The 26,788-nt window shown below is 34.5% G+C and carries 25 protein-coding genes and 1 tRNA gene; 4 read left to right on the plus strand and 22 right to left on the minus strand.

Annotated elements, in window-relative coordinates:
- Nucleotides 1-88: 88 nt before the first annotated feature.
- The 5 genes from C8J95_RS09430 to C8J95_RS09450 all read right to left on the minus strand — a co-directional run bounded on the left by C8J95_RS09430 (nucleotide 89) and on the right by C8J95_RS09450 (nucleotide 8,242).
- Complete coding sequence (locus C8J95_RS09430) at nucleotides 89-3,262, minus strand: efflux RND transporter permease subunit (RefSeq protein ID WP_107808120.1); 3,174 nt, start codon at nucleotides 3,260-3,262, stop codon at nucleotides 89-91.
- Nucleotides 3,263-3,297: 35 nt separating this feature from the next.
- Nucleotides 3,298-4,374 carry an efflux RND transporter periplasmic adaptor subunit gene (locus C8J95_RS09435; protein WP_107808121.1) on the minus strand — a complete coding sequence of 359 codons (1,077 nt, stop codon included), beginning with the start codon at nucleotides 4,372-4,374 and terminating at the stop codon, nucleotides 3,298-3,300.
- 22 nt (nucleotides 4,375-4,396) lie between these two features.
- The gene (locus C8J95_RS09440; protein WP_078721200.1) at nucleotides 4,397-5,743 is read right to left on the minus strand and encodes a TolC family protein; all 1,347 of its coding nucleotides are present in this window, start codon (nucleotides 5,741-5,743) and stop codon (nucleotides 4,397-4,399) included.
- Nucleotides 5,744-5,759: 16 nt separating this feature from the next.
- Nucleotides 5,760-6,362, minus strand: a complete 603-nt coding sequence (locus tag C8J95_RS09445; protein ID WP_059323966.1) for a TetR/AcrR family transcriptional regulator — start codon at nucleotides 6,360-6,362, stop codon at nucleotides 5,760-5,762.
- A gap of 185 nt (nucleotides 6,363-6,547) precedes the next feature.
- Nucleotides 6,548-8,242 (minus strand): acyl-CoA synthetase, encoded by a 1,695-nt coding sequence (locus C8J95_RS09450; RefSeq protein WP_107808122.1) that lies wholly within the window; start codon nucleotides 8,240-8,242, stop codon nucleotides 6,548-6,550.
- Between the two features lie 266 nt (nucleotides 8,243-8,508).
- Here C8J95_RS09450 and C8J95_RS09455 point away from each other — a divergent pair, with 266 nt between their 5' ends.
- On the plus strand, nucleotides 8,509-9,039 hold the full coding sequence (locus C8J95_RS09455) for a hypothetical protein (protein WP_107808123.1): 531 nt from the start codon (nucleotides 8,509-8,511) through the stop codon (nucleotides 9,037-9,039).
- Between the two features lie 20 nt (nucleotides 9,040-9,059).
- Nucleotides 9,060-9,242, plus strand: a complete 183-nt coding sequence (locus C8J95_RS09460) for a hypothetical protein (protein ID WP_059323969.1) — start codon at nucleotides 9,060-9,062, stop codon at nucleotides 9,240-9,242.
- 108 nt (nucleotides 9,243-9,350) lie between these two features.
- On the opposite strand, the gene C8J95_RS09465 is transcribed toward C8J95_RS09460, so the two are convergent.
- The 3 genes from C8J95_RS09465 to C8J95_RS09475 form a co-directional block, all read right to left on the minus strand.
- A complete protein-coding gene (locus C8J95_RS09465; protein WP_236900601.1) occupies nucleotides 9,351-9,893 on the minus strand; it encodes an HdeD family acid-resistance protein in 543 nt (180 codons plus the stop codon).
- 120 nt (nucleotides 9,894-10,013) lie between these two features.
- Nucleotides 10,014-10,661: an NAD(P)-dependent oxidoreductase gene (locus tag C8J95_RS09470; protein ID WP_221407240.1), complete on the minus strand. Its 648-nt coding sequence runs from the start codon at nucleotides 10,659-10,661 to the stop codon at nucleotides 10,014-10,016.
- Between the two features lie 7 nt (nucleotides 10,662-10,668).
- A complete protein-coding gene (locus C8J95_RS09475; RefSeq protein ID WP_107808125.1) occupies nucleotides 10,669-11,076 on the minus strand; it encodes an Rrf2 family transcriptional regulator in 408 nt (135 codons plus the stop codon).
- A 94-nt stretch (nucleotides 11,077-11,170) separates the two neighbouring features.
- On the opposite strand from C8J95_RS09475, the gene C8J95_RS09480 reads away from it, so the two are divergent.
- Entirely contained in the window at nucleotides 11,171-11,659 is a 489-nt protein-coding gene (locus C8J95_RS09480; RefSeq protein ID WP_107808126.1) for an ester cyclase, read from the plus strand.
- Nucleotides 11,660-11,748: 89 nt separating this feature from the next.
- Here C8J95_RS09480 and C8J95_RS09485 read toward each other — a convergent pair whose 3' ends face one another.
- The 7 genes from C8J95_RS09485 to C8J95_RS09520 all read right to left on the minus strand — a co-directional run bounded on the left by C8J95_RS09485 (nucleotide 11,749) and on the right by C8J95_RS09520 (nucleotide 18,058).
- Nucleotides 11,749-13,098, minus strand: coding sequence for an erythromycin esterase family protein (locus C8J95_RS09485; protein ID WP_255412766.1), 1,350 nt, complete (start codon nucleotides 13,096-13,098; stop codon nucleotides 11,749-11,751).
- Complete coding sequence (locus C8J95_RS09490; protein ID WP_107808127.1) at nucleotides 13,088-13,897, minus strand: AraC family transcriptional regulator; 810 nt, start codon at nucleotides 13,895-13,897, stop codon at nucleotides 13,088-13,090. The genes C8J95_RS09485 and C8J95_RS09490 overlap by 11 nt, the downstream gene beginning before the upstream one ends.
- A 522-nt stretch (nucleotides 13,898-14,419) precedes the next feature.
- Complete coding sequence (locus tag C8J95_RS09500) at nucleotides 14,420-15,178, minus strand: class I SAM-dependent methyltransferase (RefSeq protein WP_107808332.1); 759 nt, start codon at nucleotides 15,176-15,178, stop codon at nucleotides 14,420-14,422.
- Nucleotides 15,169-15,903 carry a DUF2071 domain-containing protein gene (locus tag C8J95_RS09505; RefSeq protein ID WP_107808129.1) on the minus strand — a complete coding sequence of 245 codons (735 nt, stop codon included), beginning with the start codon at nucleotides 15,901-15,903 and terminating at the stop codon, nucleotides 15,169-15,171. Before C8J95_RS09505 ends, C8J95_RS09500 begins: the two co-directional genes overlap by 10 nt.
- Complete coding sequence (locus C8J95_RS09510; protein ID WP_107808130.1) at nucleotides 15,900-16,301, minus strand: DoxX-like family protein; 402 nt, start codon at nucleotides 16,299-16,301, stop codon at nucleotides 15,900-15,902. The genes C8J95_RS09505 and C8J95_RS09510 overlap by 4 nt, the downstream gene beginning before the upstream one ends.
- Nucleotides 16,302-16,364: 63 nt before the next feature.
- A complete protein-coding gene (locus C8J95_RS09515; RefSeq protein WP_107808131.1) occupies nucleotides 16,365-16,976 on the minus strand; it encodes a Pr6Pr family membrane protein in 612 nt (203 codons plus the stop codon).
- A 35-nt stretch (nucleotides 16,977-17,011) separates the two neighbouring features.
- On the minus strand, nucleotides 17,012-18,058 hold the full coding sequence (locus C8J95_RS09520) for an ABC transporter substrate-binding protein (RefSeq protein WP_107808132.1): 1,047 nt from the start codon (nucleotides 18,056-18,058) through the stop codon (nucleotides 17,012-17,014).
- Nucleotides 18,059-18,103: 45 nt separating this feature from the next.
- Between C8J95_RS09520 and C8J95_RS09525 the strand changes: the two genes are divergently transcribed.
- Nucleotides 18,104-18,177, plus strand: a tRNA-Arg gene (locus C8J95_RS09525).
- A 73-nt stretch (nucleotides 18,178-18,250) separates the two neighbouring features.
- Here C8J95_RS09525 and C8J95_RS09530 read toward each other — a convergent pair.
- The 7 genes from C8J95_RS09530 to C8J95_RS09560 all read right to left on the minus strand — a co-directional run bounded on the left by C8J95_RS09530 (nucleotide 18,251) and on the right by C8J95_RS09560 (nucleotide 25,977).
- Nucleotides 18,251-18,469 carry a DUF4287 domain-containing protein gene (locus C8J95_RS09530; RefSeq protein ID WP_107808133.1) on the minus strand — a complete coding sequence of 73 codons (219 nt, stop codon included), beginning with the start codon at nucleotides 18,467-18,469 and terminating at the stop codon, nucleotides 18,251-18,253.
- Nucleotides 18,470-18,609: 140 nt separating this feature from the next.
- Nucleotides 18,610-19,977, minus strand: a complete 1,368-nt coding sequence (locus tag C8J95_RS09535; RefSeq protein WP_107808134.1) for a serine hydrolase — start codon at nucleotides 19,975-19,977, stop codon at nucleotides 18,610-18,612.
- Between the two features lie 10 nt (nucleotides 19,978-19,987).
- A complete protein-coding gene (locus tag C8J95_RS09540; protein ID WP_107808135.1) occupies nucleotides 19,988-21,457 on the minus strand; it encodes a serine hydrolase in 1,470 nt (489 codons plus the stop codon).
- A gap of 52 nt (nucleotides 21,458-21,509) precedes the next feature.
- The gene (locus C8J95_RS09545) at nucleotides 21,510-22,568 is read right to left on the minus strand and encodes a serine hydrolase (RefSeq protein WP_107808136.1); all 1,059 of its coding nucleotides are present in this window, start codon (nucleotides 22,566-22,568) and stop codon (nucleotides 21,510-21,512) included.
- Nucleotides 22,569-22,721: 153 nt separating this feature from the next.
- On the minus strand, nucleotides 22,722-23,462 hold the full coding sequence (locus C8J95_RS09550) for an AraC family transcriptional regulator (protein ID WP_255412767.1): 741 nt from the start codon (nucleotides 23,460-23,462) through the stop codon (nucleotides 22,722-22,724).
- A 739-nt stretch (nucleotides 23,463-24,201) separates the two neighbouring features.
- The gene (locus C8J95_RS09555) at nucleotides 24,202-25,098 is read right to left on the minus strand and encodes an omptin family outer membrane protease (protein WP_255412768.1); all 897 of its coding nucleotides are present in this window, start codon (nucleotides 25,096-25,098) and stop codon (nucleotides 24,202-24,204) included.
- 66 nt (nucleotides 25,099-25,164) lie between these two features.
- Nucleotides 25,165-25,977, minus strand: coding sequence for a M12 family metallopeptidase (locus tag C8J95_RS09560; RefSeq protein ID WP_107808139.1), 813 nt, complete (start codon nucleotides 25,975-25,977; stop codon nucleotides 25,165-25,167).
- Nucleotides 25,978-26,788 lie beyond the last annotated feature (811 nt).

Here is a 26,788-nt window from a genome sequence, read left to right on the forward strand (position 1 = left end):
TTAAACCAAAAGTACAATAAAAAAAATCCCGACAGAAAAAAATATCTGCCGGGATCCTATAAACATAAATTAAACTATTTACTACTATTTAGTGATTGTGCTTTGGTGTAAAGCCATCCTCACTCATTTCTAATGGCTCATAATCTGCAACCATTTCTTTAGCATAATCTACTTTTCCACCTTTGTTGAAACGTGCAATAATGCTATCGAAGATAGAATATACTACTGGTACAAAGATTAGGGTAAGGAATAATGAAGATGTTAAACCACCTATAATTACCCATGCTAATCCGTTGTTAAGCTCTGCAGCTGCTCCTTGTGCCAATGCAATAGGGATCATACCGAAAACCATCGCAATAGTGGTCATAAGGATTGGACGAAGTCTGGCATGATTGGCCTGAAGCAATGCATTGAATGTATTTTCTCCGGCTTCTTTTCTATGGTTAGCAAAGTCTACCAGCATAATTGCATTCTTACATACAAGACCAATCAACATGATGACCCCAAGAATGGTAAATACGTTCAGAGAGTTATTCGTTAATGCAAGGATTGCTAGTACCCCGATAAGAGATAACGGAACCGAGAACAATACCACAAACGGATATACAAAGCTATCATATAGTGCAACCATTACAAGGTATACCAAGATGATAGCAGCCATAAGGGCGATACCTAGTGTACCGAAACCTTCACTTTGGTTCTCCATATCACCACTCCATACATAGTTAACTCCTGAAGGTCTTTTCAGCTGAGAGAATTTAGCTTCCCACTGCTGTGCAACTGTACCTGTAGGAATACCTACAGTTTGTGCATTGATTGTTACAGAAGGAGATTTATCTCTTCTTTCCAGGAAGCTAGGTCCCGAACCTTCTGTAATAGTAGCGAACTGATCTAGTTTGATCTTTTCTCCTTTACCATTTACAAAGATGATGCTTTTTACATCGTCCACACTTGATCTGTTCAGCTGATTGAAACGGATGTTGATATCATATTCATAGTCACCTGCACGGAATTTACCATCGGTATTTCCACTAAATGCTGTCTGCATTGTCAATCCTACATCCTGAATATTTAATCCAAGAGCAGACATTTTATCACGGTCAATAGCAATATTAATTTCCGGGTTACCACCTTCAGAAGATAATCTTACTTCGGATGCTCCTTTAATTGTTTTTAGTTGTGCCATTGCCTGATTAGCAAATTCATTGATGCTTTTCAGATCCGGTCCTGTTACTACTAATGCCAGTGGAGCTTGTTCCGCACCCATCAGACCTACAGGTACTGTTTTAATTTTAGCACCTACTAATACTTTAGAAAGTTCATTTTTAACCTTGGCAGCATATACAAATGAGTTATCTGCTCTTTTATCTTTACCAACAAGGATCACATCGATCTCTGATTTGTATGCTGTTGCCTGAGCTCCACCGAAACCATCACTTTGCTGACCAACAGTTGTAATCATTTTTACAACTTCTGATTTTTTAGACAAATAGTCTTCAGCTTTCTGTGTCATAAAGTTGGTCTTTTCTACAGACGCATCTTTTGGAAGTTCTATCTGAACAAGGAATTCACCTTTATCGATCTTAGAGAAGAATTCCCCTCCGATAAACTTCATTAACCCAAATGACATGAAGAATAATACAATTACAATAACTACTGTAGAAATCTTTGTCCATCTGTTTTTCAGACACCATTTAAGTAAGTCAGATACCCAGTGCGTGAAGTTGTCCAGTTGTTTCTCGAATCCAAGGATGAATTTTTCGAAAATATTTTTTCCTGTAAGGTGTGTAAGTTTACCAAATCTGGATGATAACCAAGGTACAATCGTAAATGAAGCTAATAATGATAGCAATGTTGCAATAACCACGGTTACACAGAACTGGGAGATAATATTAGATACCAAACCAGTACTCATTGCAATTGGTAGGAATACTACCACAATTACTAATGTAATAGAGGTTACTGTCATTCCGATTTCCGCAGTTGCATCATAAGAAGCTCTTACTTTGTTTTTACCCATCTCCATGTGTCGGTAGATATTTTCCAATACCACAATCGCATCATCCACAAGGATACCTACAACCAGGGAAAGTCCCAGTAAGCTCATTAAGTTCAGCGTATATCCCATTAGTGCCATACCAATAAAGGTTGCAACTAACGATGCCGGAATGGATACCATTACGATGAATGCATTACGGATACTGTGAAGGAATAATAACATTACTACAGCTACAAGGATAATCGCGATGAATAAGTCATGCGTTACATTGTCTGCAGCGGTAAGGGTAAATGTAGAAGTATCGTTTACAACATTAAGCTTTACACCTTGTTGTGCATAATCTTTCTCAATTTTCTCGATCGTTTGTTTTGTCAGTTCACTTACTTCAACGGCATTGGCATCAGACTGCTTCACTACCTGAAGAAGGATCGCAGGCTTTCTGTCAATTCTTGCTACTTTTTCAGCATCTTTCTGCGCATCTTCAACAAAAGCAACATCAGAAAGTCTGATTTGTGCTCCGTCTTTAACACTTATTACAAGATTAGAAAGCTCTTCTACGTTTTTGTATTTTCCGGATAATCTGATAATAGTACTGTTCTCACGGGTTTTTACGTTTCCGGTAGGGAAGTCAACATTGGATGTAAGAATCGCCTGTTGTACCTGTGGAATAGATAGTCCGTAACCTTCCAGTTTATTTTTATCCAGATTTACTTTAATTTCTCTTTCCTGTCCACCAATAAGGTTTACCTGTGCAACACCTTTTACCCTTGATAGTACCGGTTGGATTTTTTTATCCAAAAGGTCATAGAAGGCAACGCTACTCAGGTTAGAGGTAGCACCGGCCGTGATAATAGGAAGGTCACTCAGGGAGAACTTCTGTAATGAAGGTGCTTTTACATCCTTCGGAAAGTCCGCAATAATAGCGTTAATCTTTCTTTGGGCATCATTCAGCGCATAGTCTGTGTCGGCACCAGCATTCAGGGTAATCGTAACAAGTGATAAACTCTCAAATGATTTGGATTCTACTTTCTTTACGTTTTCCAGAGAAGAAACAGCATCTTCAATTTTCTTGGTTACTGTTGTTTCAACCTCGGCAGGCGATGCTCCCGGATAAATGGTAGAAACACTTACTACGTTGATTTCGAATTTCGGGATTAGCTCATACCCCATAGAGGAGTAACCGAGTATCCCACCCAGGGTTAGTATTGTAAACAATACAATAACCAGGGTTGGTCGTTTTATGGATATTTCTGCTAATTTCACGTCTTTTTAATTTTAGTTGTGGCTATTGCCTGCTTCTACTTGATAATAGAAATTTTAGTACCGTCGGTAAGGTTAATCTGGCCGCTGGTAACGACTCTGTCCCCTTCATTTAGTCCGCTGATAATTTCTATTTTATCTCCAAATATTCTTCCGCCTACTACTTTTGTCAGTTTTACAGTGTTGTCTTTTTGTACAACAAATACTTTGTTGTTGCTAACGCCATCTACAAAAGCATTTTTAGGAAGAGTCATATAAGCATGTTGTGTTCCTGTTTCTTTAGCAGAAAAAACAGCTGTACCATACATACCAGCTCTTAGTTCATTGTTTGGATTGTTATCTACCGTAATTTCGATAGGGAAGTTAAGAGAAGCATCAGCTAACGGAGCAATAAACGTAATTCTGCCTGCGAATTCTTTATCAGGATAAACGCTTGCTTTTATTTTGATCTGATCTCCGATTCTTAATTTTGCTACTTCACTTTCGTTTACAGTTACCTGTAGCTTCAGTTTAGAAACATTTACGATTTCAAAAAGCGGAGTTCCTGTAGATACTACAGCACCAGGTTCAACCGTTTTTTTGTTAATATAACCACTGATTAGTGTTCTTACATTGGAATCACCAATCTTAATACCTGCCTGATCCAAAGAGTTCTTAGCATTTTTTAGCTGAAGTCTGGACTGATCAAGTTGCTGCTTGGTTACACCGCCTGTTTTATATGCATTTTCGTAACGCTGATTATCTACAACGGCATTCTGATAAGCAGCCTGAGCTGTAGAATGATCAACTTCCAGTGCATCTTTCTTAATCGTTGCTACAGTCTGTCCTGCGTGTACAAAGTCACCTTCTTTTACTAAAACGCGAATTACTTTTCCGGCGATTTCAGATGAAAGCTGCATATTCTGTAATGGTGCGAATGTTCCGTTTGAAGAATAATCGGCACTAACATGTTCAAAAGAGGCCGTAACTATGTTTACAGGAATTTCAGCATTGCTACTTGCAATAATTGCTGTCTGCTTGTTGGTTTCCTTCTGGTTTTTGCTAATGATATAGGCTCCACCACCCAAAAGTCCTGCAGCTATGAGAATATAAAGTAATGTTTTACCAATTTTCATTTTGTTATAATTTAATAGTTTATTATTTTGTTAAGTTTAATAGCTCGCCTTGAGCTTTATAAAGCTGTACTTCAGCAACTTTGTAATCGTAAAGTGAATTAGAATAGTTGTTTTTTGCCTGTACTAAAGCATTTTCAGCATCTAATAATTCCGTTAAAGTTGCGAGCCCATATTGGTAATTGCTACGGGTGTTGTCCAGTACTGTTTGTGCAAGCTCCATGTTAGCCGTCTGGTTTTTGATAGCATCCAGACTGTTTTCCATTTGTGCTTTGGCATTACGATAATCAAGGCTCATGTTTAGTTTGGTATCTTTCAGATCCTGCTCAAGTGTTTCTAACTGGATTTTCGCCTGATCCACTTTTGATTTGGTAAGGAATCCGTTGAAAATAGGAATATTAAGTGATAAACCTACTGAAGCATAATCTGACCAGTAAACACCCTGGCTTTTACCTGGGCCAATCGGGAATTTAGGACCAAACCCCTGCCATGCATAATTTCCTATTAAAGAAAGAGTAGGATAGTAAGCCGCCTGTGTAGCTTTTACATTATACTGAAGCAATTGCTTTTTCTTTTCCAAAACCCTTACCTCAGTTCTGTTATCTGTATTAATCTGATCCGTAAGTAACTGCGGATTAATTTGTACATCCTCTTTTACCAATGAAATAGGCTCTTCAATAGGCATACCCATGTAGAATTTCAGAGCATTTTCCTGAAGTGTTACCGCATTTTTCAGCTGAGAACGATTGGTTTCCAGGTTGGTAAGATTTACATTGGTACGGTCTAAATCTACTTTTTTAGCCAAACCGTTTTCAAAAAGACTTTTTATAATGTTTCTTGCCTTCAGTGTACTTTCGTAGCTGCTTTGTACAGCTTCCAATTTTTGCTGCTGAGAGAATACTTGGTAGTAAGCAGTAGAAACTTTTTCTATCACTTGCTCTTCTGTCAGCTGTTTGTTGATCTGATAAAACTCTTTTGTAGTCTTAGCAGCCTTTAGCCCAATAAATACCTGTTGGTTGAAAAGAGCTTGTTGAAGGCTTACTCCGATGTTTGAATTCCATTTTTGTCCGAATGGAACCATTACAACAGTTCCGGGTTGGCCTATAAGGTCGCCTGGTAATGGTGTCTTTTGCAGAATAGGATTGTAGTTCAATGCTCCGGTTCCTGTAAGAGTAGGTAGTGCACCGGCTTTGGCTTCAGCAATCTGATATTCCGAATTACGGACATTTAACTGTGCTTTTATGGCATCTGCCTTATTTTGTAATGCGTACTGTATGGCATTTTTTAGGCTTACTGTCTGCTGTGCATTGGCCTGGAAAGCGCCCAACATAAGTAAGAATGCAGCAATACGTACATTATTTTTTCTGTTCATATTTTAGTTTATTATCTTAATTAATAAATATTGTATCCAATATCACTTGCTTTCTTTCCTTAAGAATCTGTTCGAAATCACTGTCACTTAGTTTGAAGGATTCCTGTAGCAGAGGCCTCATACAGGTAGGAAACGATACTAGGGAAGCAATATTCAGCATGAACTGAATCGTTGATATGGGTTTTATAGTTCCTTTTTCTATTTCTGCCTTTAATTCTTTTTCCAGAACTTTGGTTATGGATTCTACATGCTCTTCATCCTTCATGTGTGCACATTTATCGGATGATAGCTGTGTTACAATATAAATTTCCAGAAAAGGATATTTCAGGGCAGATGCCAGTTCGTCATCCAGCCAGCGGCTTAATTTATCCTTGAAAGGAATTTCTGAAAGCAAAATTGCATTGTGGTTTTGATGCATTTGCTCTGTAGCTTCTTCGAATACAACCTTGAAAAGATTGTCCCGTGATCTAAAATAATAATTGATAGAAGTTCTGTTAACTCCCGCAGCATCTGCAATTTCCTGAGTTGTGGCTTTGAAATGACCTTCCCCGAAAAACAGCTGCATGGCAGTTTTCTTGATTAATTCTTCTGTGTCTTCTTTTTTTGATTCAGTTGACATTATAGTTTGACATTTTCGTCGACAAATGTACTTCGAATTTTTTGTTTAACAAAATTGTCAAATTCTTTTTTTATAAAATTTGTGTTAAATTTTTATGAATACTGTCATAAAAAAACTCCTTATGAAGTATAAGGAGTATTATTGACTGCTATTTTGCAGGTGAAAGGAATCTTGTCAAAAAGACGCTATTTTTTCTGATAATTGTATTCGTGAGAGGAGGTAATTCCTTTCGTTTTGTTTTCTGATTCTCTGGCTCTTAGTTTCACACGCCTGATTTTTCCACTGATGGTTTTTGGCAATTCCTGTACGAACTCTATAATACGTGGAATTTTGTAAGGTGCAAGGTGTTCTCTCGAAAAGCTGAATAGTTGCTCCGCTAATTCCTCTGAGGCCTGAATACCGGTTTGCAATATGATGAAGGCTTTAACTTCAAAACCTTTTACAGGGTGGGGCGAACCAACAACTGCGCTTTCCAGGACGGCTTCATGTTCTATAAGAATACTTTCGACCTCAAATGGTCCGATTCGATAATCAGAAGCTTTAATTACATCATCATCTCTGCCTATAAACCATATATAGCCGTCTTCATCTTTATATGCCTTGTCTCCCGTATAATAAAGTCCATGTTTAAATACTTGTTCTTCTTTGTCTTTAGCATATAGATAGCCTTTGAAGACACCATTCATATCGCCTTTGTTCATCTTTATACAAATATTGCCTTCTTCATTCAAAGGTTGTTCTTTTCCATTTTCGTCAGCAATAACCACATCATACTGAAAGGTTGGTTTTCCCATTGATCCGAATTTTATGATATTTCCGGGAAGATTGCCTACAATACAGCTCGTTTCGGTCTGGCCAAAACCATCTCTGATAACTATACCGGTACCGAATTTCCATTGCTCGATAATCTCCGGATTCAGAGGTTCGCCTGCGGCTACGCACTGACGGAGGCTAAAGTGATAGGATTCCAAATCTTCATTAATTAATAAACGGAGTACAGTAGGGGGAGCACAAAGTGTGGTAATCTTATGTTTTTGTATTTGCTCCAATGTTTTAGCAGCATTAAAACGTTCGTTGGTATGAAATGCAAAGATTGTGGAACCTATGTTCCATGGTGCAAAAAAGCTGCTCCATGAATATTTTGCCCATCCGGGCTGCGAAATGTTGTAATGAATATCACCTTCTTTTAATCCAATCCATGATGCAGTAGTGAGATGCCCGAATGGTTGACTGAGTTGTGAATGACATACAATTTTGGGTAATCCTGTAGTTCCGGAGGTGAAGAACATAAATAATGTATCATCCGGAGCTGTATCTGCAGCCTCAGCTTCGGTATTTTCACAAGCAATATCTTCGAGAGAGTACCAGCCTTCGCGATTGCCGTCGACCAGAATTTTCACCTTTATATTTTTACCGATTAATTTCTCGGCTTCATCGGTTTTGTAGGCATTATCCTGATTAGCGAAAACTACAACAGGTAATGTTTTTTCAAAACGGTAAGCAATATCTTTTGATCCCAGTATCCCAGCTGCAGGAATCAGCTGCAGACCTCCCTTAATTACGGCAAGAATAGTTGTCCAGTTTATTGGTTCCAGCATCATCTGTGTGAGAACAATATCATATTGCTGAACCCCTTTGTTGCGCAAAAAGTTTAATATTTGATTACATTCATTACTCAGTGCCCGGAAATTGTATTCCTTTGTATCATTACCATCTGTCCATAGTAATGCTGTCTTTTCCGGTCTTTCGTGTAAATGTATGCCTTCAAAAATTTCTTTTACCCAATTAAAGGTTTCCGGTTTATTGTATTTGATTTCGCTTAGTGCAGTGAAATTTTCTTCTTCAATAAGTTTTTTAACTTTTAAAAAGATCTCCTTCATATTGTTAATTGGTTTGGTTTTTCAATGTTTTAATTTAAGAATTTAAAATAAATTCTCATACTAAATCAGCCAGATAATGTTTGCTATAGAATTAGAGGAATGTGGGTGTAAATTGTAAATGACGGATCAAATACAAGATTTTATTTTATATTTGCCAACTTATATCAAAGTTTTGTGAATTTTTTATTTGACTTTTAAATAGGTTTAATATTTTAGAAGCAGAATTTTATTGTATAGAACAACACCAAATTAAATTTATATTCAAAATGAAAACTATTAAAACAAAAGTAATTCCACTGGCTATTGTCGTATTTGTACTTCTCGTTGTATTTTATAACAACAAAAGTGTAAAGCTCTCTAAAGAAATAGAAAATAGTTACACATACGACGGACAAGTGATAGAGCTGGAGGGGAAATTTAAAGCACCATTTCTAACCAGAACCGGGAATACTATTTCTATGGAGTTTGAAGTCTTTAATGACTTTTATATCATCCAAACAAAGAATAAAGTAATCACCGGAATACGTATGAATTACGGAGAAGGAAAGAATACAGTATTGATTAATGCAGGTAGTGATAACAAATTCGAACAATCGGATGTTGTTATCTTCGATAAAGACGGGAATAAATTAAAAACTTCTGACAAAGTAAAGATTACAGGACGTATTGTTTATCCTCATAAAGGTGTGAAAAAAGAATCATTGGTAAAAGACTATAAAACGGGTAAAGAAACAATGAGAGATGAAGGACAGGATTATAGCTATGAAATAACTGATATAACGGTTCAAAAAGATTAGATTCATAAAAGTATTATATTATGAGCGTTAATTATTTGATATTAATGTTTACCGGGCTGTATTTAGCGGGAACATTTTTTTATTATAAGTATGCAGTAAAGAAGGGAATAGAGTTCAGGTACAAACCTATTACTTTATTAGTTGTAGCTGTCCTTTTTCTGGTTGCATTGTATGGTATTATTGTTGGAAAACAGTTTATTTAGGCATTTTAAATAAAAGATTTAGATGTAAAAAGTACTAAATCTATAAGCTAAAAAAAAATGAGGCAACTTCTTGAAGTTGTCTCATTTTTTATTTCAAAAAAAGAGTGTTTATCTTTTCAGCTTTTTGATCATAAAGGCAAATAAAATTTGCACAATACCTACAAGAATAAATGCAAGAGCTGTATAGATAATTATACTTAAACCACCGAATGCCGGATTAACAATCATAATGATGGCGAAAATAACGCCTATTATTCCGAAGATCAGAGGACTTGCCCATGACTTGGATTGTAGTTCTCTGAGGTTCAGTGCAAAGCCTATACTCATAAAGGAACGGAATAAAATAATAAAACCTACGTATAATGCCAGTACAGTAGCAGACAGCAGGGGAGACGAGATCATAATAATACCGAATAATAAGTCGATAAGTCCACCGGCAAGAGACCAGCCCCAGTTACGGAGATGGGTATTGCTTAATGCATGAATAATTTCGAATAGTCCGCTAATAAGAAAAGTTACAGCGAAAAATATTGAAAGCGTAAGATAAGATTCCATTGGAGTTTTGAAAATCCAGATTCCTACAACGATAAAGAGGATACCCGTGATAAGAGGAAGAAACCAAAGTCTGCCGGGGTTGTTGTAATTGTCCATAGTCATATAAATTTAATTTAGATTATTTGTTTGTGCTTTTGAAGCCTTAATTTAGGAATAATAAATAAAAAATCCTCAAAAAATTGAGGATTTTTTATTTATTCTGAATCGAAAAGTACCCTAGTAAGCAGCTGTAAATCTTTCTTTGATATGCTTAGGGTTTTCTGCTTCGTCTACCAGAACTACAGCTGTATCTGCTACAGATAAGTAAGAATTTCCATCTGCATCAAATACCGGAGTATCCAGACCTGTTCTGTATTTTCCTGTTCTTTCTCCTGGATTTCCCGGATTCATAGCCAATGCAGGGCTAAAGAATGTCCAGTCCAGATCTTGTTCGTTACGGATGATATCCAGATAGTCGCTGGCTGCTTTTGCTCCAGGCTTGTATGCATCCGGGAAGTCTGGTCCGTCAACCACTTTTTTGCCATCGATTAATAAACTACCAGCTCCTCCTACAACAATTAATCTTTTAACACCAGCATCTTTTACTGCCTGTTGGATGCTTTCGGATCCTGCTAAAAAATCATTGTAAAGATTTGGATTTGTCCATCCTGCGTTGTAGGAAGATATTACAACATCATTACCTTTTAGTGCTTCTGCCAGTTGCGCTGTATTGGTTACATCTGCGGCTACAGATTTTACATTTTCAGGAAGCTGGTTTTCATTTGTGTTTCTGGAAATCGCTGTTACTTCGTGATTTCTGTTTGCTAATTCGCTTACGATATGTGAACCAACAAAACCTGTGGCTCCGATTACTGCTACTTTCATCATGTTTTTATTTAAATTGTTTACTGTAATTTTCTAATGTGTATTGTCCTAAAACTTCTTTAGTCTTTTTGTTAATTTCCTCGTAGAGATCCGTCAAATGTTCATTTATCTGCCTTCCTACGGGACATGCCGGATTTGGGGAATTCAGTTTACCTTTCTGATCCTCGCTTACACTGAGGTATATTGCAGCAAGTGTAATTTTCCCTGCATCCGTTGCTAGTTTAGCACCGCCGCCTTTACCTTCTTTGCTCTGTATATAACCAAGAGCTTTCAGATTCTTTATTTCTTTTCTTACAACAACAGGGTTTACATTTATACTTCCTGCTATATATTCAGAACTCATCCATACTTCAGGATTTTTTTCCAAAAGGATAAGGATATGAATAGCTGTTGCAAATCTTAAATTGTTAAGCATTTTTATTATAATGATGATGCAAAGGTAATAAAATATTTTAAACTGTAATATTTTTTGTTACAGAATATTTTTATACATTTGAAAAAAAATTAGAATGAGTACAAAAAGTTTAATTATTGGAATGGCAGCAATGGGAGTGGTAGCACTTGCAAGCTGCAGTAAAAAAGAAACTATAACCACTAAAGAGGTGATTACAAATGAACCAAAAGATCAGGCGGCAGCTAATAAGCAACTGGTATTGGATTTTTATCAAAAAATGTTTGGTGATAAAGATCTGTCGGCAGTAGATCAGTATATAGCACCTGAATATATCCAGCATAATCCTACTGTGGCAGACGGTGCAAAAGCATTTAAAGAAGCTGCTGCAAAATGGTTCCAGGGGGCTCCTAAAACTAAAATAGATGTACAGCATATTGCTGCAGAAGGAGATTTGGTTTTTATACACCTAAAAAATAAAAATGAGGACGGGAGTCTGAAATCAACTATTGATATCTTCAGAATTAAAGATGGTAAAATTGTTGAACACTGGGATGCTCAGGAAGATGTTCCAAAGGAAGCTGCAAATGCACATCCGATGTTTTAACAGATAAATATTTTTGATTTCTGGTAGAAAATAAAGGAGCCGAATCTTAAAGATTCAGCTCCTTCTTTGTTAATTATAGTTTTACGATATCAGTTTAAATGTTCAGAGGCATTTGTTTTTTTAAGAAAAATAATGCCGTCGAAGTAATTACTCAGATTATTGATCTTCTTAGTGTATATGTTTTTTTCATACTTTACCGGATCCATATAAAAGTATCCCCATAGAGCCAAAGAGAAATTTCCTTTCGGATTCCCATTGTTACCTCTAAGGTTTAGGTAAAAATTCTCATTTTTAAATTCTGAAAAATAATTTTGCCAGCTGTCTTTTAATGGAGCAGGAAGCGGATATGCCTGGTATTTGTTGTCATTGGTATCTGTATTATCCAAAGTTGCACTATAAGTACCAGACGCTGTTAATGTTGCCAGTGAATAGTATTTTTCACCAAACTGCTTTTTGAGATAGCCACCCATGCCTAAATCATCAGAAAAAGGGAAAGTAAAAGCTATGTGACCATTATGAGCTATAACTATGACTTTCTTATTATCATAAAGCTGATGGGTTTTAGTAACCATTTCCGCCATCATCTGATCTCTTGAAATATCATAATTTTGCTTGCTTGCCTCATACATCACTTTAAAGCCCAATTTGATGTTTTGTAATGCCAGTTTTGCTTCTGTGGAGATACTAATATTATCTTTATTTACCGTTTCTTCAATATTACTGGCTAATTCGTAGGCTTGAGTACCATTTTTTATAACTGCCGGCATATCGACACGGAAGTTTTTATCATTTCGCTTGCTCCACATATCATCCTGATATTTTGCTTTAGCCAGCAAATCAACTATTAGTACTTTTAGCGTGCTGTTATCTTTAAATTCATTTTCAAGGATTTTAACCGAATTGGATACAAAGTTAAAATCTGCTCCGGTAAGCAAAATCTGATTTTTATTCTTCTTATTGTAATTTCTTACCCATAATAAGAATTCTTCAATTTCTTTAGTCTGCCATATAGAAAGGAGATATTGTTTCATGGCACTTTTAAGATCCGTATCAGAGTTAACAGCTTTATTCAGATAGAACATATCGCCATATGGTGATTCAAAGGATATGATACTGAAATGTTGTTTGGTGATTAAATTTTTAGAGATTGCAGCTCTTATTTCATTGAATTCTTTGGTTCCGTGTGTTCCTTCTCCAAGACCTATAATGGTATTATTCCCAATTTCTTTTGCTATTGGAGCTGCTATTTTCAGGTAATCTTTACCTAAATTCAGCTCGGTTGTTTTTATAGCATTATCTTGAGCTTCTATATAGACCAGTCCGGTTATAAGTGATAGTGCTAAAATATCTTTTTCATGTTGTTTTATAATATAATAGTGTTGGGCAAAAATAAAATGCACCGGACTATTATAATTGTACAAATGGAAACTATTCTTCAAACAGCCAGATATTTTCTTTAGAAATATCAACATTATTGAAAAAAGAGCCAGGATTTACTTTAGTAAGTTCTTTAAAATTCCGGATAAAATGAGACTGGTCATAAAAATCAGCATCTAAAGATAATTCGATAAGGTTGGTGTTATTATTCTTCTGGCTAATTGAGTTTCTGAACTTATTAATTTTTCGGAATTCAGAAGGCGATTTTCCTACATATTTCTGGAACATTTTGTTCAGATATTGTCTCGAAATTTTATTTTTCTTCGCAATTTCTTCTATACTCATTGTGGAATTGATGTCCAAAAGCCAGCTCTCAACATTGGTGAAGTCTTTTTGAATAAGTTTTGAAATCCAATATTTTTCCAACAATTCCAATTGAATATTCCTTTCCTTAGTTAGTAGTACTTTTGTCATTTCAGCTTCATAATCACCAAAAGGATTGAAGTAGCTAAAATCATTTTCGAATAGAGAAGATATATCGTCTATAAAATAGTTGAGACCGGCAGGTTTAAAATAGATTGTAATTTCGTCTACTATCGCATTGACTTTTATTTCTATCGGCGTAATATATTTTTTTACAAGAGTAGAGGTAAACTTGCTCTCTGCAGAAGAAACTGTGATTTGACCTTTTTCCAGTTTTACATCTGAATTCAGATAAGCAGAAACAATGTTGTAATTGTTTGGAAAGGTCTGATAACTAAAAGAATTTTCAATCTCCTGTTTGGAAATAAAATAAAATCCCTCAATGTATTTGTTCAGGATATTATTGTCGGGTTTATAAAATTCTGTTCTTATCTTCATACACTACTGCAACTGTTCAAAATATGTATAACACCTTTTTTGATGAGTTGTAAAAATACAAATATAAAAATGGATAAAAGTATTAATTTGTAGTTTACTGAATGGCTGCTAGAGCAATATATCTTATAGTCTTTTAGTCAGGATTATTGGAGACCAACGGCTAAGAAGATATAGCTAAGATAAATCCATAGTAAGGAAAAGACAACATGAATGATCGTTTCAAATTTTTTCCCTTTCCATAGTACTGGTGAATAAACAAAAAATTGGAAAATTAAACGAACTGTCCAAAATATTCCAAATCCCAGACTAATTGTTTTTCCTAAAGAAGTAGTAATTAATTCTTTTGTATTTGTGAGGCATAATATACCCATTAATAGTACCGTAAGAGTAATGAAAAACGTATGAACAGACATCATTTGCCGGTTTATTAGGCTCAGTGACTGAAGTTCTTTTTTCCAGTGAAAGTATTTAGGAAATATTACATGAACTAGTGCTAAAAAGATCAAAATACTTCCAATTATTTTATAATGAGTTTCCATTGACTTCTAGTATAAATGTGGTTATAAATGGTGTTGACTTTTGTTCTTCTTTTATAATAAATCCAGCTTTCTCAAAGGAGTGCAACCATGTTTTCCGGGAATGAAAATGCATAAATCCTATATTATATGCCCAAAAGTTGTTTAGATCGCGAAGGTGTTCTGTTATGAAAATCTGACCATCAGGTTTTAGAATGCGGCGAAGTTGTCTGAAAAATAATATTCTTTCCTGTTCATCTCTTATTTCGTGGGCAGCAAGGATGGCAAATATCTGGTCGAAAGTTTCATCCTGAAAGGGTAAATAGTCTGTTTTTGCAGAAATAGTTCCGGGATAAGGCGGATAGGCTGCTCTGGCTCTTTTTATAGAAACTTCAGTATGTAATCTGGGATTGTAAAAATCACAAATACTCAATTCAGAGTCTGGACATTTTTGTTTGATTAATTTACTTGTTTCGTCAAAGCCGGCATTTATATTTAGCAGACTTTGTTGTTGTTTACCTGTTTGTATCCAACGAAGCTTATAAAGACCTGACAAATCATAAATATAATATGATACCGCTAAAGATATCATAACAGAAGCTGTGGCGAGAATAATCGTTACGTTTATAACAGTTTGCAAGTCAGAGGACAGCAAGCGGCCGGAAATCGCCAAACAAACCAGTACAACAAATGCTATTACATAGAAATGCCAGTTGAACCGGATAATATTAATGACACCCTGAAAAGGTTTTCTATTTACTTCCATCTCTCCAATACTCCTTTTTTCCAATAATAAGGTATATTCTTTATTTCAAAAGCATTAGCTAGAACCAAACCTTTCAACTGGAGCGAATCCAGAAAATCAAAATGATAATCCTGAATCTGTATAGGTTCCGGTGTCCAGTTCTGTCGGACTCCTTCTATAACAAGTACACTCTTGTCTTCGTTATTATACGTAAAAGTAAAGGGGAGTGGTCCAGCAAACCTTCGGGCTTCTTTCCAGTCATTAAACGGAGAGGTTTCGGGCAAAAGAATGTTTTGATTATTCTTGTTTATAGCCAATGTGAAGTTTGATTTACGGGATTGTATTGATCTTATTTCACTGTTTTCGGACTGGGTAATATCTGTAGTTGTATAATTATAATGGGTAAATATATTGCCGAAAAACTCCATTTTCCGTTTATTGGTTTCAGATTTTATAATGTATAATCCACGAAGCCTTTTGCCTTTTTCATTAGTAAAGCGAACAAATATTCTGTAGCCAATAAGAAAGAAATCATTGCCCATAAATTTTGGAAAGCCTTTAGGGCGAAGTCCGGAAGTCTGTACCATAGCAACCGCAACAAATGCCCATTCATCCTGAAAAGTATCCAGCTCCAAACATTCCGGAATTAGATCCCGCAACTGTTCTTTGGGCACAGCAAAAGTCAATACTACAGAACTTTTAAAAAAAGCTTCTACAGCAAAAGGATGATCTTTCAGTAATTTCATGGTATCGAATGTTTTAGCTTTTTGGATAAAATGAATTCATTATAGAAAATAAGGGCACAAAACATTACGGCAAAAATTATGTTCATTTTTCCCCAAAGAAGTAAATTGGGAATAATAGTGAATTCCAATATATTCATCATCACAATTACCAGTATCTGGAGAATGGCATTTAATCTGGATTTCCAACCCGATATAATCCATATTGCCATTAGTATTTCTGCAAAGCCTATGCATAAAGTGATTGGTTTTGCATATTCCCGTCCCAGAATTTGGGCTATAATTTCCTGATGCCGGGGAACAAGCCCCAGAACTTTGCAGAATAATCCATTTGTCAGCCATACAGCCGCAATGGTGTAAGTTAAGACTTTATGTATAAGTTGTTTATTTAGATTAGTCACCTTGTTGGCTATAAATTATCGTTATACCAAAATATGCAATTTTCAGAAGATATATTGATAAATCTATTTTTTATCCAGCAGCTTTCCCATAAAAATAAAAGCTGAGGATAGGCCAAGGAAAAAGAGGGACAGGAAAAATGCATTTTGGATAACACCCGCAAAGCCTAATATTGAAACATCAACAAAAGGATAAGGATAAAATCCGGACTGATTGCCGCGTAAAAGAATATAGATGAAATAGACGAGAGGATAGGAGAACCATTTTATGGCCATATTATATTTCAGATTTTTCTTTGGTTCATACAGATACCAGAAGAGAATAACCAGGATTGGAATAACGGAGTGCAGTAATTCGTCAACAAGTCTCTGTATTCCCTGAGGGTACCAAAGATGTCTGAGTGCAACCTGATAAACTAATCCTACTACAGCAATGTAAATAGTAAGAAATGTAAGTGTTCCGGGAGCGTTGATTAAAGAAACGGATTTGTTCCGGGAAAAGGAGATAATACTGAAATAAAGAGCTACAAATATGTTGGTAAGAATAGTAAAAAAGCTGAAGAATCTTATTGTAGCTTCAGAAACAGAAACAGTTCTGTTTTCAATCATCAGATAATATTGCGCAATAATGGCAAACCATCCTAATGCAGCAAATATAAAAGCTAAACTTCTCTTCATTGGGATGGTTTATTATAATCTGTATTATGACATTTTTATTTGAGTTCCTTCATATACACCATAGTTGTATCTTTCAACAGGTTTGGGTGGAAGATATTCACATAGTCATGAAGTACTTTATCGGCACGAACTACACCGGAAGCAAAATAATCATTGGATTTACCTTTCACGCTGCCATACAGGCTATATACTTTTCCATTTTTAAAAGGATGAAGCTTTGCATATACAGGATTAAAGGCCAATAACTCGCTTTTCTTTTTATATTCTCCAACATTTACCCAATAAGTTGCTTTGGTGGATTTTGCAAAAACTTCCTCAAAGCTTAGCGGAACCGAGTTCTCATTAGGCAAAGACTGCCATGGATAGCTGGCATTGGCATCTTTAAAGTATTGCGCTGCAAAGCTATTTCCACCCGGAACGAACCATTGGTTTCCGTACATCTCATTACAGATAACTTCCGGTTTGTCTTTTGCCTGTGAAGCCTGAAGTTTTAGTTGATTGTAATTTTTCTCGATAAGGTTATACAGAGAATCTGATTTTTTCTCAATCCCAAATAGCTTTCCGTATAGTTTCAGATAGGCACTTTTTTCCAAAGGCTTTTGTTCCATGTATTCATCAAGGAAGATGATCTTAATACCATTTTTCTTCAGCAGCTCATAAGTATTTTCGAATGAAGCTATATAATTGGTGAAAACAGCATCAGGTTTTAGAGCCAGTATTTTTTCTATATCATATTTTTGTTCAGATCCTACATTCTGGATTTTTCCGGACTGAATAAGCTGTTGAATTTTCTCTGAGAATATATATTCCGGGCTGGATACTCCGACAATTTTATCCTCCAATCCAAGCTCGGTCATATATCCGATAAGTGTTGAATTCAGGAAGATCACTTTTTTTAACGGAAAAACTGATTTTTTTAGCTCAATATCGAATTTTCCTGAGGTAATCCTGAAGTTATCTTTATCTTCTTTAAAATGAAGTCGTTGAGAAATCTGAGTATCTTCTTTTGGAAAATTCTGCTCTGTTTTTTTGCAAGAAAACAGAAAAAATAGGAGACCTGATGACAAAAAAAGTGCTTTCATTCTTCAAAGAAAGAAAAAAAGTACTATATTTGCAAACCTTTAAACGGGTGCGTAGCTCAATTGGATAGAGCGTTAGATTACGGCTCTAAAGGTTGGGGGTTCGACTCCTCCCGCGCTCACGTATAAATATCCCTCTATAGAGAGGGATATTTTGTTTTTTGAATGTTATTAATAAAAAACTGATATCTACTATTATTCACGTTTTCCATTAATATATGCATACATTGCTGTTGCGTGTCCATGTCCCAATTCAAAATCTTTCTTTAACCAGTTGATTATTTCTGTTGCTTTTACTCCTTTTTTGATTTTTCCCTCTTCCACAAAGCCTTTTTCAGCAGCTAGTTTCTCAAAATCTGAACGAGATTTTCCGGTTTTTTCTTCAATATTTTTAATATAAGTTTGAAAAGACATATTATTTATATTTTTTTATTGATTTTGTTTTTATATACTTTTAATTATTATCAAAAATATGTAAAATTTATAATTGATAAATATATAATTGTCAAAATTTTAATTTGAATTATTATAATAATGTTTATTATAATTGGTAATTATTTATTTGAAAATGTTTTCTTTCGTATCTCCGCAACTCCGGCTTTAGTCAGTTTAATAGTAGAGTATTCCCCTTTGGAATCTTTAATGAATTCAACAGTTCTGTTATCATCATCTGATCTGAAAAATTTATTATCTGATTCCGGAAGTAATTCAATATCAAAGTCATTATAATAGAGCTTTCCATTGTCGTTACGAATTTTGATATCTTCATAATCACCCTCAAAATGCTTGTAAAGAGAAAGATTATTACTGACTCTCTTATGATGATATGGGAGTTCAACCTCTTTACCAAAGTATATTGCAGCTAATCCGTATGCAAGCATATATGCCGGAGACTGATTATTGGAAAGAACAGTGATAAACAAACCATCATCTGTATAACGGTTGAAGGAAGTCATTGTCCCAAAAAAACCGCCATCATGTGCGATTAATTGATGTCCTTGATTGTAGAAAGGGTTGACAAGAAAGCCATATCCAAAGTTGTGGTCATTATAGGAGGTAAACATTCGGTTTTTCATTTCTTTTGATAAAATAGATGTCCTGTAAAGAGCTTTGTCCCATAACGCCAAATCTTCAATAGTAGAATAAACACCATCATGTCCAATGTTAAATCCCCAATTGATATATGGATTATGAGCTAACTTATTTTCCGCGTGGTAATAAACTTTTGCTTTTTTCAGAATTATCGAATCATTATTACTAATTCCAGTATTCTTCATTCCTACTTTTTCAAATATATTTTTTTTCAGAAAAACTGCATATTCTTCTCCTGATACTTTTTCAATAATCTTACCTAATAAATAATACCCAATATTACTGTATTCGCTTTTAGTTCCTGGCGAAAATTCATATGGTATTTTTTTTATCTCATTATAGGCGGAATCAGCTGATATGGTGCTTAAAGCCAGTTCTTTAAACCCTAGGGCAAGTCCGGAAGAATGTGATAACAACATATGAATGGTAACACTTTCGGCATTAGGGTAATCTGGGAAAAATTTATTTAATTTGTTATCAAGTGATAATTTTCCTTTTTCTACTAGTTGAAGAATTGCGGTTGCTGTAAATTGCTTTGTTACCGATGCTAATGGGAATTTGGTGTCAGTTGTGTTTTTAATATTCCATTCGTAATCTGCTAAACCATAAGCCTTCCGCAAAAGCACAGCGTCTTTTCTGACAATCAGAACGGTGCCGCTAAATCCATTCACGTCTGCCTGGGCTTGCATATATTTTGATAATTTATTGGAAAGATCGGTCTGATTTTTCGTTAAGTTGAGCTCTTCCTTAATTGTTTTGGTTTGTGAAAAACTGTTGAAGGAGAGAAAGCTAATTCCTAAAAATAATATTGTTTTTGAGTAATTTTTCATTGGGAATAAGTTATTGTTTATCTTTATTACTAAGTAGAATTTTAGTTTTCAAAGTATCTCTTTTTAAGGTAACAGAATTCAATTTTCCATTGCTGAAATCCAATTTCAATAGGTTTGGATAATCTACAATTTTGAACAAACCATTTTTGAGATACAACAGTTCATTATTATTCTTTCCTTTAAAAAAATCCAAAAGTTGAGATTCAACATAAAGACGATTGTTTTTTTCTACTATTTTGGTTTCCATTCCCTGTCCATATAAGAAATCGTCATAAGTTCCGATAAGTTGTTTTTTTAGACTTAATGGTATTTCCTGAATATCTTCATTAGTTGTTTTATTCCAATCCATCAATGTAAGGACATTTCTTCTGGTCTGATTCATGACAGGAAAACGATTTGGCTTTTCACCATTGGCAAGATATACCATGCCATTACCATCTGTCATGGAAGCCAGAATATTACCTCCAACTCCGGTATTAGAACCATTACATGAAAACCAGTCATAGTTACTATAACCAAAAGACTTTTGCCAGCCATAACTCCATCCTCCAACCGCATTTTTAAAAGCCGTTACTTCGGTTATTTTTTTTGCTACCTGATGAGAAATCACTTTATTATTTTTATTACGTAAAGCATTTTGTATTTCGATACAAAGTTTAGCTAAATCTATTGGTGTTGACCACATTCCGGAAGGTGCCACTTGTGGTGTTATTGGTAATCCTGTTCTAATTACTTTTCCATCTTTATCATGAACTAGTGCTACATTTGATAAAAATCCTTTTTCATTAGGCTGAATCATTGTAGTATTCTTCATTCCAAGTGGAGAAAAAATATACTCTTGTGCAAGTTCTGCAATAGATTTATTCAGAGTGTCTTCTAATGCCATTTGGACAATTACATAGCCACCACCACTATATTCAAAACTGGTTCCCGGTGCGAACAAAAATTCAATTTCCTTATCGTATCTTGGTATTTGACCCAAAAGACTTTGCTTTATGGTCGGAATTGTATCTCCCTCATAATGATCTTCAAATCCACCCTGACTTGTACCGGCGGTATGATTCAAAAATTGTTTCCATGTTGGGCTATTATTCTCCGTAAACTTACTTTTTGGCAAATGCCAACGTTTTAAGTACTTATCTATTGGATCACTCAGGTTAATTAAGCCTTTTTCTTCAAGAATGTGGCAAAGAAGTGCTGTTATTGGTTTTGAAATTGATGCTGTAGAAAAGGCAGTATTTTCATTTATCTTTTCTTTAGAGTCCATTGATTTCACTCCTACCTGGCTTGAATATACAATCTTATAATTTTCAAAAACAACAAGGCTAAATCCCGGAAGTTTGTACTTTTCTAATTGTTGATTTATCTTTAGGCTATCTGTAAGAAAATTATAATTCTTTTTTGATGTCATTACATTATTACTCATACTGCAACTCATCATTATGAGTATAACGATCAGTAAATAAAAGCTGTTTTTCATTGTATAGTTTTTTAAGTTAAAAGGGCTTCCAAGCTGTTCTATTTGTGGCTATTTATTTCAGAACTGTATCATAAATTTTATTCAACAGATCTTGTCTCATTTTTGAATTTCTCTGATCGAGAAGTATTATAATTCCCCATTTTTTATGCCTGTTATAGCAGATAATTGAGGACTGCCCCATAGAATCTCCTGATTTCATATAGATTGTATTTTTATCGTCTGTTACAATGTTGAGCCCTAATCCCATTTCTCTTTTTTCATCTTTGTACACGATTCCTTCTGTGATGATAGCAGCTTTACCTACAGCTGTTTGTTTATTAAGGACTGCTTTTAAATACTTAACCATATCGGAAGCAGTAGATTTTACCAATCCTGCTGGTGCTGTAATGTTCCATTTGAAAAATTCCTGAATGCCTCCATCGGGATTGTGAGCAGTTGTTCTATTTTTTACATTAAAATCCTTAGTTAGTGTATTCACCATTTGTAATGGTTTTATTATTTTGGCTTTAATAATTTCATCATAATTTTTGCCATACACTTTTTCGACTATTTGTCCCAGTAAGGTATATCCAATTGTAGAATAACGGTATTTACCATAATCCTTTAGTTCACTGCAATTATTGATTATAGAAGCTAATGTTTGCGCTGTTATACTATTTACAGGCTGTTGTGGATCTTGTTCTATTAATTTTGCAAAATCTATATCAGGTAAACCAGATTGATGTGATGCCAGATCCGAAATTTTAATTTTGTTTCGAAGATTCTGATGCAATACATATTCTTCAGGAAGGAACCGGTCTATGTAATCATCTAACTTTATTTTATGATCCAAAACTGCCTGAGCAATTAAATTTGAAGTCAAGATTTTAGTGATTGACGCAATTTCGAATAGGGAGTTTTTATTAATTTGAATCTGACTTTCTGCATTCAGATTACCATGGCTTGTATAATATTCTTCATTATTATTGATAAAACCAACACTAATTCCGACCTCCGGATTTTTTTTGTAATTATCACTTATTATAGAATCAATCTTTTGGGAAATGTTTTGCCCAAAAGAAAAGCTGCTTATAAATAATAGCGCTGCTAAAAATTTTGATGAAGTTTTCATTGTATCGTATTTGATGTTAAAAATTTATTTCGATACAAAGATGTAGAAGACATTGAAGCCATGCGACCGAGTAAATGCAATCGGTCGAATTTGTGTAAAAAAAAGAGTGCGAATCTTTACAAAAAAGAGTACGAGTAATTACAAGGCACTGATTTACATGTTTTTGCGATAGGTGGTTGGCGTGTTGCCGGTGTGTTTTTTAAAAGCAGTATTAAAAGAAGATTTTGAATTAAAACCAACTTCGTATAAGATTTCAAGGATAGTTACCTTATTTTTTGTTGTGTCTTTTAGAATACCCATAGCACTTTCTATCCTATAGGCATTTACAAAATCATAAAAATGTTGACCTAATTGATGATTGATTAAAAGAGATAATTCCCGGACAGGAATTTCAATTTCACGGGAGATATCCTGAATCGTCAGTGAAGAGTTTAGAAAAGGTTTTTCTTCGGCCATATATTCCTTTAGTCTCAGGAGTTCTTCATTATATTCCTTTTCATGTGCTCCTGAAGGCTCACTGTTTTTTTCTTCTGAAACAATCTCGGAAACAAGTTTTAATTTAGAATCAACATTTCTAAATAACCCCGGGTTGCTTAATGCCTTGAATAGATACCAGCAAATAATAAACAAAACAAGTCCTGTGATACCAATTTTTATCCATTCAGAGATATATGGATAATCGGAAAACTTAAAAATATTTTTTAAAAAGACAATTAAATATAGAAAAGTCAGCACGCTTGTAAACTGAAACAACCAATTGTAGGAATTAATATGGGTTCCGGCATAATTTTCAAGATATAGTTTTTTTGTTTTTCTTAATATCCTGAAAACTGCAATAAGATAAACAACAATCTGAATATGAAAAAGAAGGTGTGTAAACTGTATCTCTATCATATTCTGACGATTTTGGATAAAATCAATTTTAGAAGCAGTGTCTACCGAATAAAAACGGGGCAGTAAAACTAAACTTACAATTAAAAAGGGAAACAGATGTAGTAAATGTCTAGGTCTAAGTTTGAAATCAGAGTAGCAAACCGATACCACATAGAGATAAAAAACCGGAATTTGCAGGAAAGCAAAAGTATTTCTAAACATTCCCAAATTTGAGGGACCATCAGTTATCATATTAAACAAAGGTTCACTGGTATCTATTGCAGTTATTATTAAAAAAGCTGCGAACAGATAATTACTTGTTTTGTACTTTGTTTTAACTGTAACCAGAAATAAGGCAAGAAAAACTGAAATAAACAAAGAAATTATAGTTACAATAATTAATAAATTAATTTTGTCCATTATTTAATAAATTAATTTTGTCCATTATTTAATATTCTTTGTTTATGGTTAGTTTTTATTTATAAATCAGCTTATTTATTGGTTATATTCCAATATGTACAAATATAAAGATTAGATTAACATTATGTAGTTTTTTTATTCTACAGAAAAAATATACAACCTTTTTATAGAAATTCAGATTGAAATATTTTATAATTAGCTGGTATATAAGTAGATGCGATTTCTGATAAGTATACCATTAATTATAGCTCTAAAGGTTGGGGTCTGCTCCTTCCGCGAGCACTCAGAAACAAGAAGACCATTTTTCAATGGTCTTTTTTATTTATATAATAATTAGATATTAAAATAATATTTTAACACCTATGCCAAAACTGATGCTGGTAGAATTAACTTCATTCAGTCTGCTTTTGTAAATATCTCCGTTTGCCATATATAATTTATCTGTTCCTTTTCCTGCTTCTATCTGTGTGTATCTTGCAGATACAAAAGGCTGAACACGTTGGCCTAGCTGATATCCAATACGGAGTCCTGCATCCCAACCTGTTCCTTTGGATCTGTGTTCGAAGCTGACAGGCCTTCTAAGCTCTTCCCGAAGATTCCAATCTGCGGTAGCTGAATATTGGGGGAAATACATACCACTGATGTCGAGATTAACATTCCAATTTTCCTTTTTGAAGTTTGTTTCTAAACCAAGAACTGCACCATGCCATTGAGGCTTATACGTACTTCTCAGTTCTTTTCCGGGAATAAGCGGAGCGTCACCATCCAACATATACAGCTTCTGGTAGCTTCCAAAATATCCTGCATGTGGGCTAAAAGAAAATGTTTGGTTAGACCATAGAAGGTAGGATAATTCCAGACGGGTTTTAATTGTATAACCTTTATCGGCCTGTAGATTGAATTCTGCAGTTTTAAGTGCTCTGTTATCGCCTGCATAATCCGTATCATTTACGGTTCCCGAGGTAATAGCCTGATAACTGAAGTCCCATTTTACCTGGAACCTTGATGAGATTGATACAGCGGAAATAATTCCCATTTCCGGTCCACGTAACTGTTGCCATTTTAATTCAGATAATACATTAGGGTATTGTCCATTCTCGTTGCCTGCAATATTCCAGTTGAGTTTTTCCTGATTCCAGCCAACATATGGCATAATGTAAGATCGTTGCTCTTTTTCCTGAGCGTTTGCCAAAGAGGAGAGAAAACTAAGAAATAGCAGGAGAGACCATTTATTCATAATCATATATAAATAAAGTCTACCCTGTGTGATCAGGGTAGACAATTGTTTAATTAAATGTAGTTATTATTTTGGATATACTGTTCCAATAAATTGCTTATCAGTAGAAGACAGAACAGTATTGCTGCCAACACTGAATCCGTTGGTTGTCAGGTTGCTACTAATGCTATAATGCATAATAGATTGTGTATCATAAGCACTATATTGCGTTTGTGTAGTAGAATATTTTGCAAACAGGTTACTGTCTACTTGTGCTCTTGACCAATAGTTAGGATAACCTCCATAATAGGTATACACTTTTTCTTTATCCCATGGGATAGCAGCTAAAGGATGCTGGTGCTCGTGTATCATACCTAGTGCATGTCCAAATTCATGAATAGTTGTTCTGCTGAATTCTGTATCAGTTGTTGAATCGTTAAACCAACCGAAATTCATTGTTTCAGAATTAGAAGGACGGTTAAGAGCCTGCGTTCCTAAATAGGAATAAGATCCTGCTCCTTGTGTAAAGGTAACCCGGATTTGTGCTGTTCCACTAGTAATAAATTTAAAAGTGATGTTAGCATACTTAGACCATTCCTGGGCATATTGCATTACTTTGCTACGAACTTTGGTTGTTCCACCGTTCAAGCTTACAGTAATTACGCTGCCATTTGGCCATTTTGTACTTTTAATAACAGCTCCTCTTGGGTCAGTTCCTGGAAGATAAACATCTTTACACATGTGTGTGTTTTCGAAGCCGGCAGGGATATCTGCTTTTGGTACGGCTTTCAATTCTGTTAATCCTTGTGGAGTGCTTTCGTCCACATTATCGCTGGTATTACATGATACCAATGCAACCGAGATAAATGATCCAAGTAGGATCTTCTTGTGTAATTCCATAATATTTAGTGTTAAATTTGGTTTATAATTCTTCTGACATTGCTTAATAAAATATGTCAATCCTGTTTTCAGATAATTTACAGTGTAGCTTTATTGAAAGGATAATCTTAATTTAACTTCTACTCCTATCAAGGTTGTATACAATTATGATTAATAAATTTCATTTTAAACTTTTTTATAAGAATATCTTAACTTCTGTAAAAAATTATTTTAATTATTTCAGAATGTATAAATCAGTATAAAATACTTTTTAAAACAGATGATAAAATCGGCTGTTATTGATATAGCTACGTAACAATTCCATTTAGGAGCGTTTGTGCTAAAGGTCTGTACTGATTAATTTTTGCTGAAATTGAAGTGCTTTTTCTCTAAATACACAAATTGGGGGGTGTGTACGATAATATCTCTACCATCAATAGAGGAATGGATGTTTTTTTCATAATAATTAATTAAGCGTGATTTGGTTTTTGATATAATTTTTGTCATATCATGATGCTAATATACAAATTTTTATCAAATACAAAATAAAATATTGCTTTTGTATATAAATAAATAATGAAATGCTAATTGAGATATGATAAAAACCTAGATTTATAGCATGTTGGGGAAGATTGAAAAAATGTAAATATTTCTGAGTTTTTTTTCTAATTACCTGAAAAACATCAACAAAAGTATAGTATAAATTGTCCAATTACGTATAAATTTTATCATAGTTGGGACAAATGTCCTTTTTCTGAATTGTTTTTATTTTGATTTTTGCAACATCAAAATAGCTTTTTTGTATTGTAAATTGTTGTTATGCAATGTTTTG

Source organism: Elizabethkingia sp. YR214, assembly GCF_003058195.1.
Taxonomy (GTDB): domain Bacteria; phylum Bacteroidota; class Bacteroidia; order Flavobacteriales; family Weeksellaceae; genus Elizabethkingia.

Bases quoted from the DNA above. Each gene is read 5' to 3' on its own strand.
- C8J95_RS09435 (WP_107808121.1), bottom strand. From the start codon at position 4,374: ATGAAAATTGGTAAAACATTACTTTATATTCTCATAGCTGCAGGACTT.
- C8J95_RS09440 (WP_078721200.1), bottom strand. From the start codon at position 5,743: ATGAACAGAAAAAATAATGTACGTATTGCTGCATTCTTACTTATGTTG.
- C8J95_RS09445 (WP_059323966.1), bottom strand. From the start codon at position 6,362: ATGTCAACTGAATCAAAAAAAGAAGACACAGAAGAATTAATCAAGAAA.
- C8J95_RS09450 (WP_107808122.1), bottom strand. From the start codon at position 8,242: ATGAAGGAGATCTTTTTAAAAGTTAAAAAACTTATTGAAGAAGAAAAT.
- C8J95_RS09455 (WP_107808123.1), top strand. From the start codon at position 8,509: ATGAAAACTATTAAAACAAAAGTAATTCCACTGGCTATTGTCGTATTT.
- C8J95_RS09460 (WP_059323969.1), top strand. From the start codon at position 9,060: ATGAGCGTTAATTATTTGATATTAATGTTTACCGGGCTGTATTTAGCG.
- C8J95_RS09465 (WP_236900601.1), bottom strand. From the start codon at position 9,893: ATGGACAATTACAACAACCCCGGCAGACTTTGGTTTCTTCCTCTTATC.
- C8J95_RS09470 (WP_221407240.1), bottom strand. From the start codon at position 10,661: ATGAAAGTAGCAGTAATCGGAGCCACAGGTTTTGTTGGTTCACATATC.
- C8J95_RS09475 (WP_107808125.1), bottom strand. From the start codon at position 11,076: ATGCTTAACAATTTAAGATTTGCAACAGCTATTCATATCCTTATCCTT.
- C8J95_RS09480 (WP_107808126.1), top strand. From the start codon at position 11,171: ATGAGTACAAAAAGTTTAATTATTGGAATGGCAGCAATGGGAGTGGTA.
- C8J95_RS09490 (WP_107808127.1), bottom strand. From the start codon at position 13,897: ATGAAGATAAGAACAGAATTTTATAAACCCGACAATAATATCCTGAAC.
- C8J95_RS09500 (WP_107808332.1), bottom strand. From the start codon at position 15,178: ATGGAAGTAAATAGAAAACCTTTTCAGGGTGTCATTAATATTATCCGG.
- C8J95_RS09505 (WP_107808129.1), bottom strand. From the start codon at position 15,903: ATGAAATTACTGAAAGATCATCCTTTTGCTGTAGAAGCTTTTTTTAAA.
- C8J95_RS09515 (WP_107808131.1), bottom strand. From the start codon at position 16,976: ATGAAGAGAAGTTTAGCTTTTATATTTGCTGCATTAGGATGGTTTGCC.
- C8J95_RS09520 (WP_107808132.1), bottom strand. From the start codon at position 18,058: ATGAAAGCACTTTTTTTGTCATCAGGTCTCCTATTTTTTCTGTTTTCT.
- C8J95_RS09530 (WP_107808133.1), bottom strand. From the start codon at position 18,469: ATGTCTTTTCAAACTTATATTAAAAATATTGAAGAAAAAACCGGAAAA.
- C8J95_RS09535 (WP_107808134.1), bottom strand. From the start codon at position 19,977: ATGAAAAATTACTCAAAAACAATATTATTTTTAGGAATTAGCTTTCTC.
- C8J95_RS09540 (WP_107808135.1), bottom strand. From the start codon at position 21,457: ATGAAAAACAGCTTTTATTTACTGATCGTTATACTCATAATGATGAGT.
- C8J95_RS09545 (WP_107808136.1), bottom strand. From the start codon at position 22,568: ATGAAAACTTCATCAAAATTTTTAGCAGCGCTATTATTTATAAGCAGC.
- C8J95_RS09550 (WP_255412767.1), bottom strand. From the start codon at position 23,462: ATGATAGAGATACAGTTTACACACCTTCTTTTTCATATTCAGATTGTT.
- C8J95_RS09555 (WP_255412768.1), bottom strand. From the start codon at position 25,098: ATGAATAAATGGTCTCTCCTGCTATTTCTTAGTTTTCTCTCCTCTTTG.
- C8J95_RS09560 (WP_107808139.1), bottom strand. From the start codon at position 25,977: ATGGAATTACACAAGAAGATCCTACTTGGATCATTTATCTCGGTTGCA.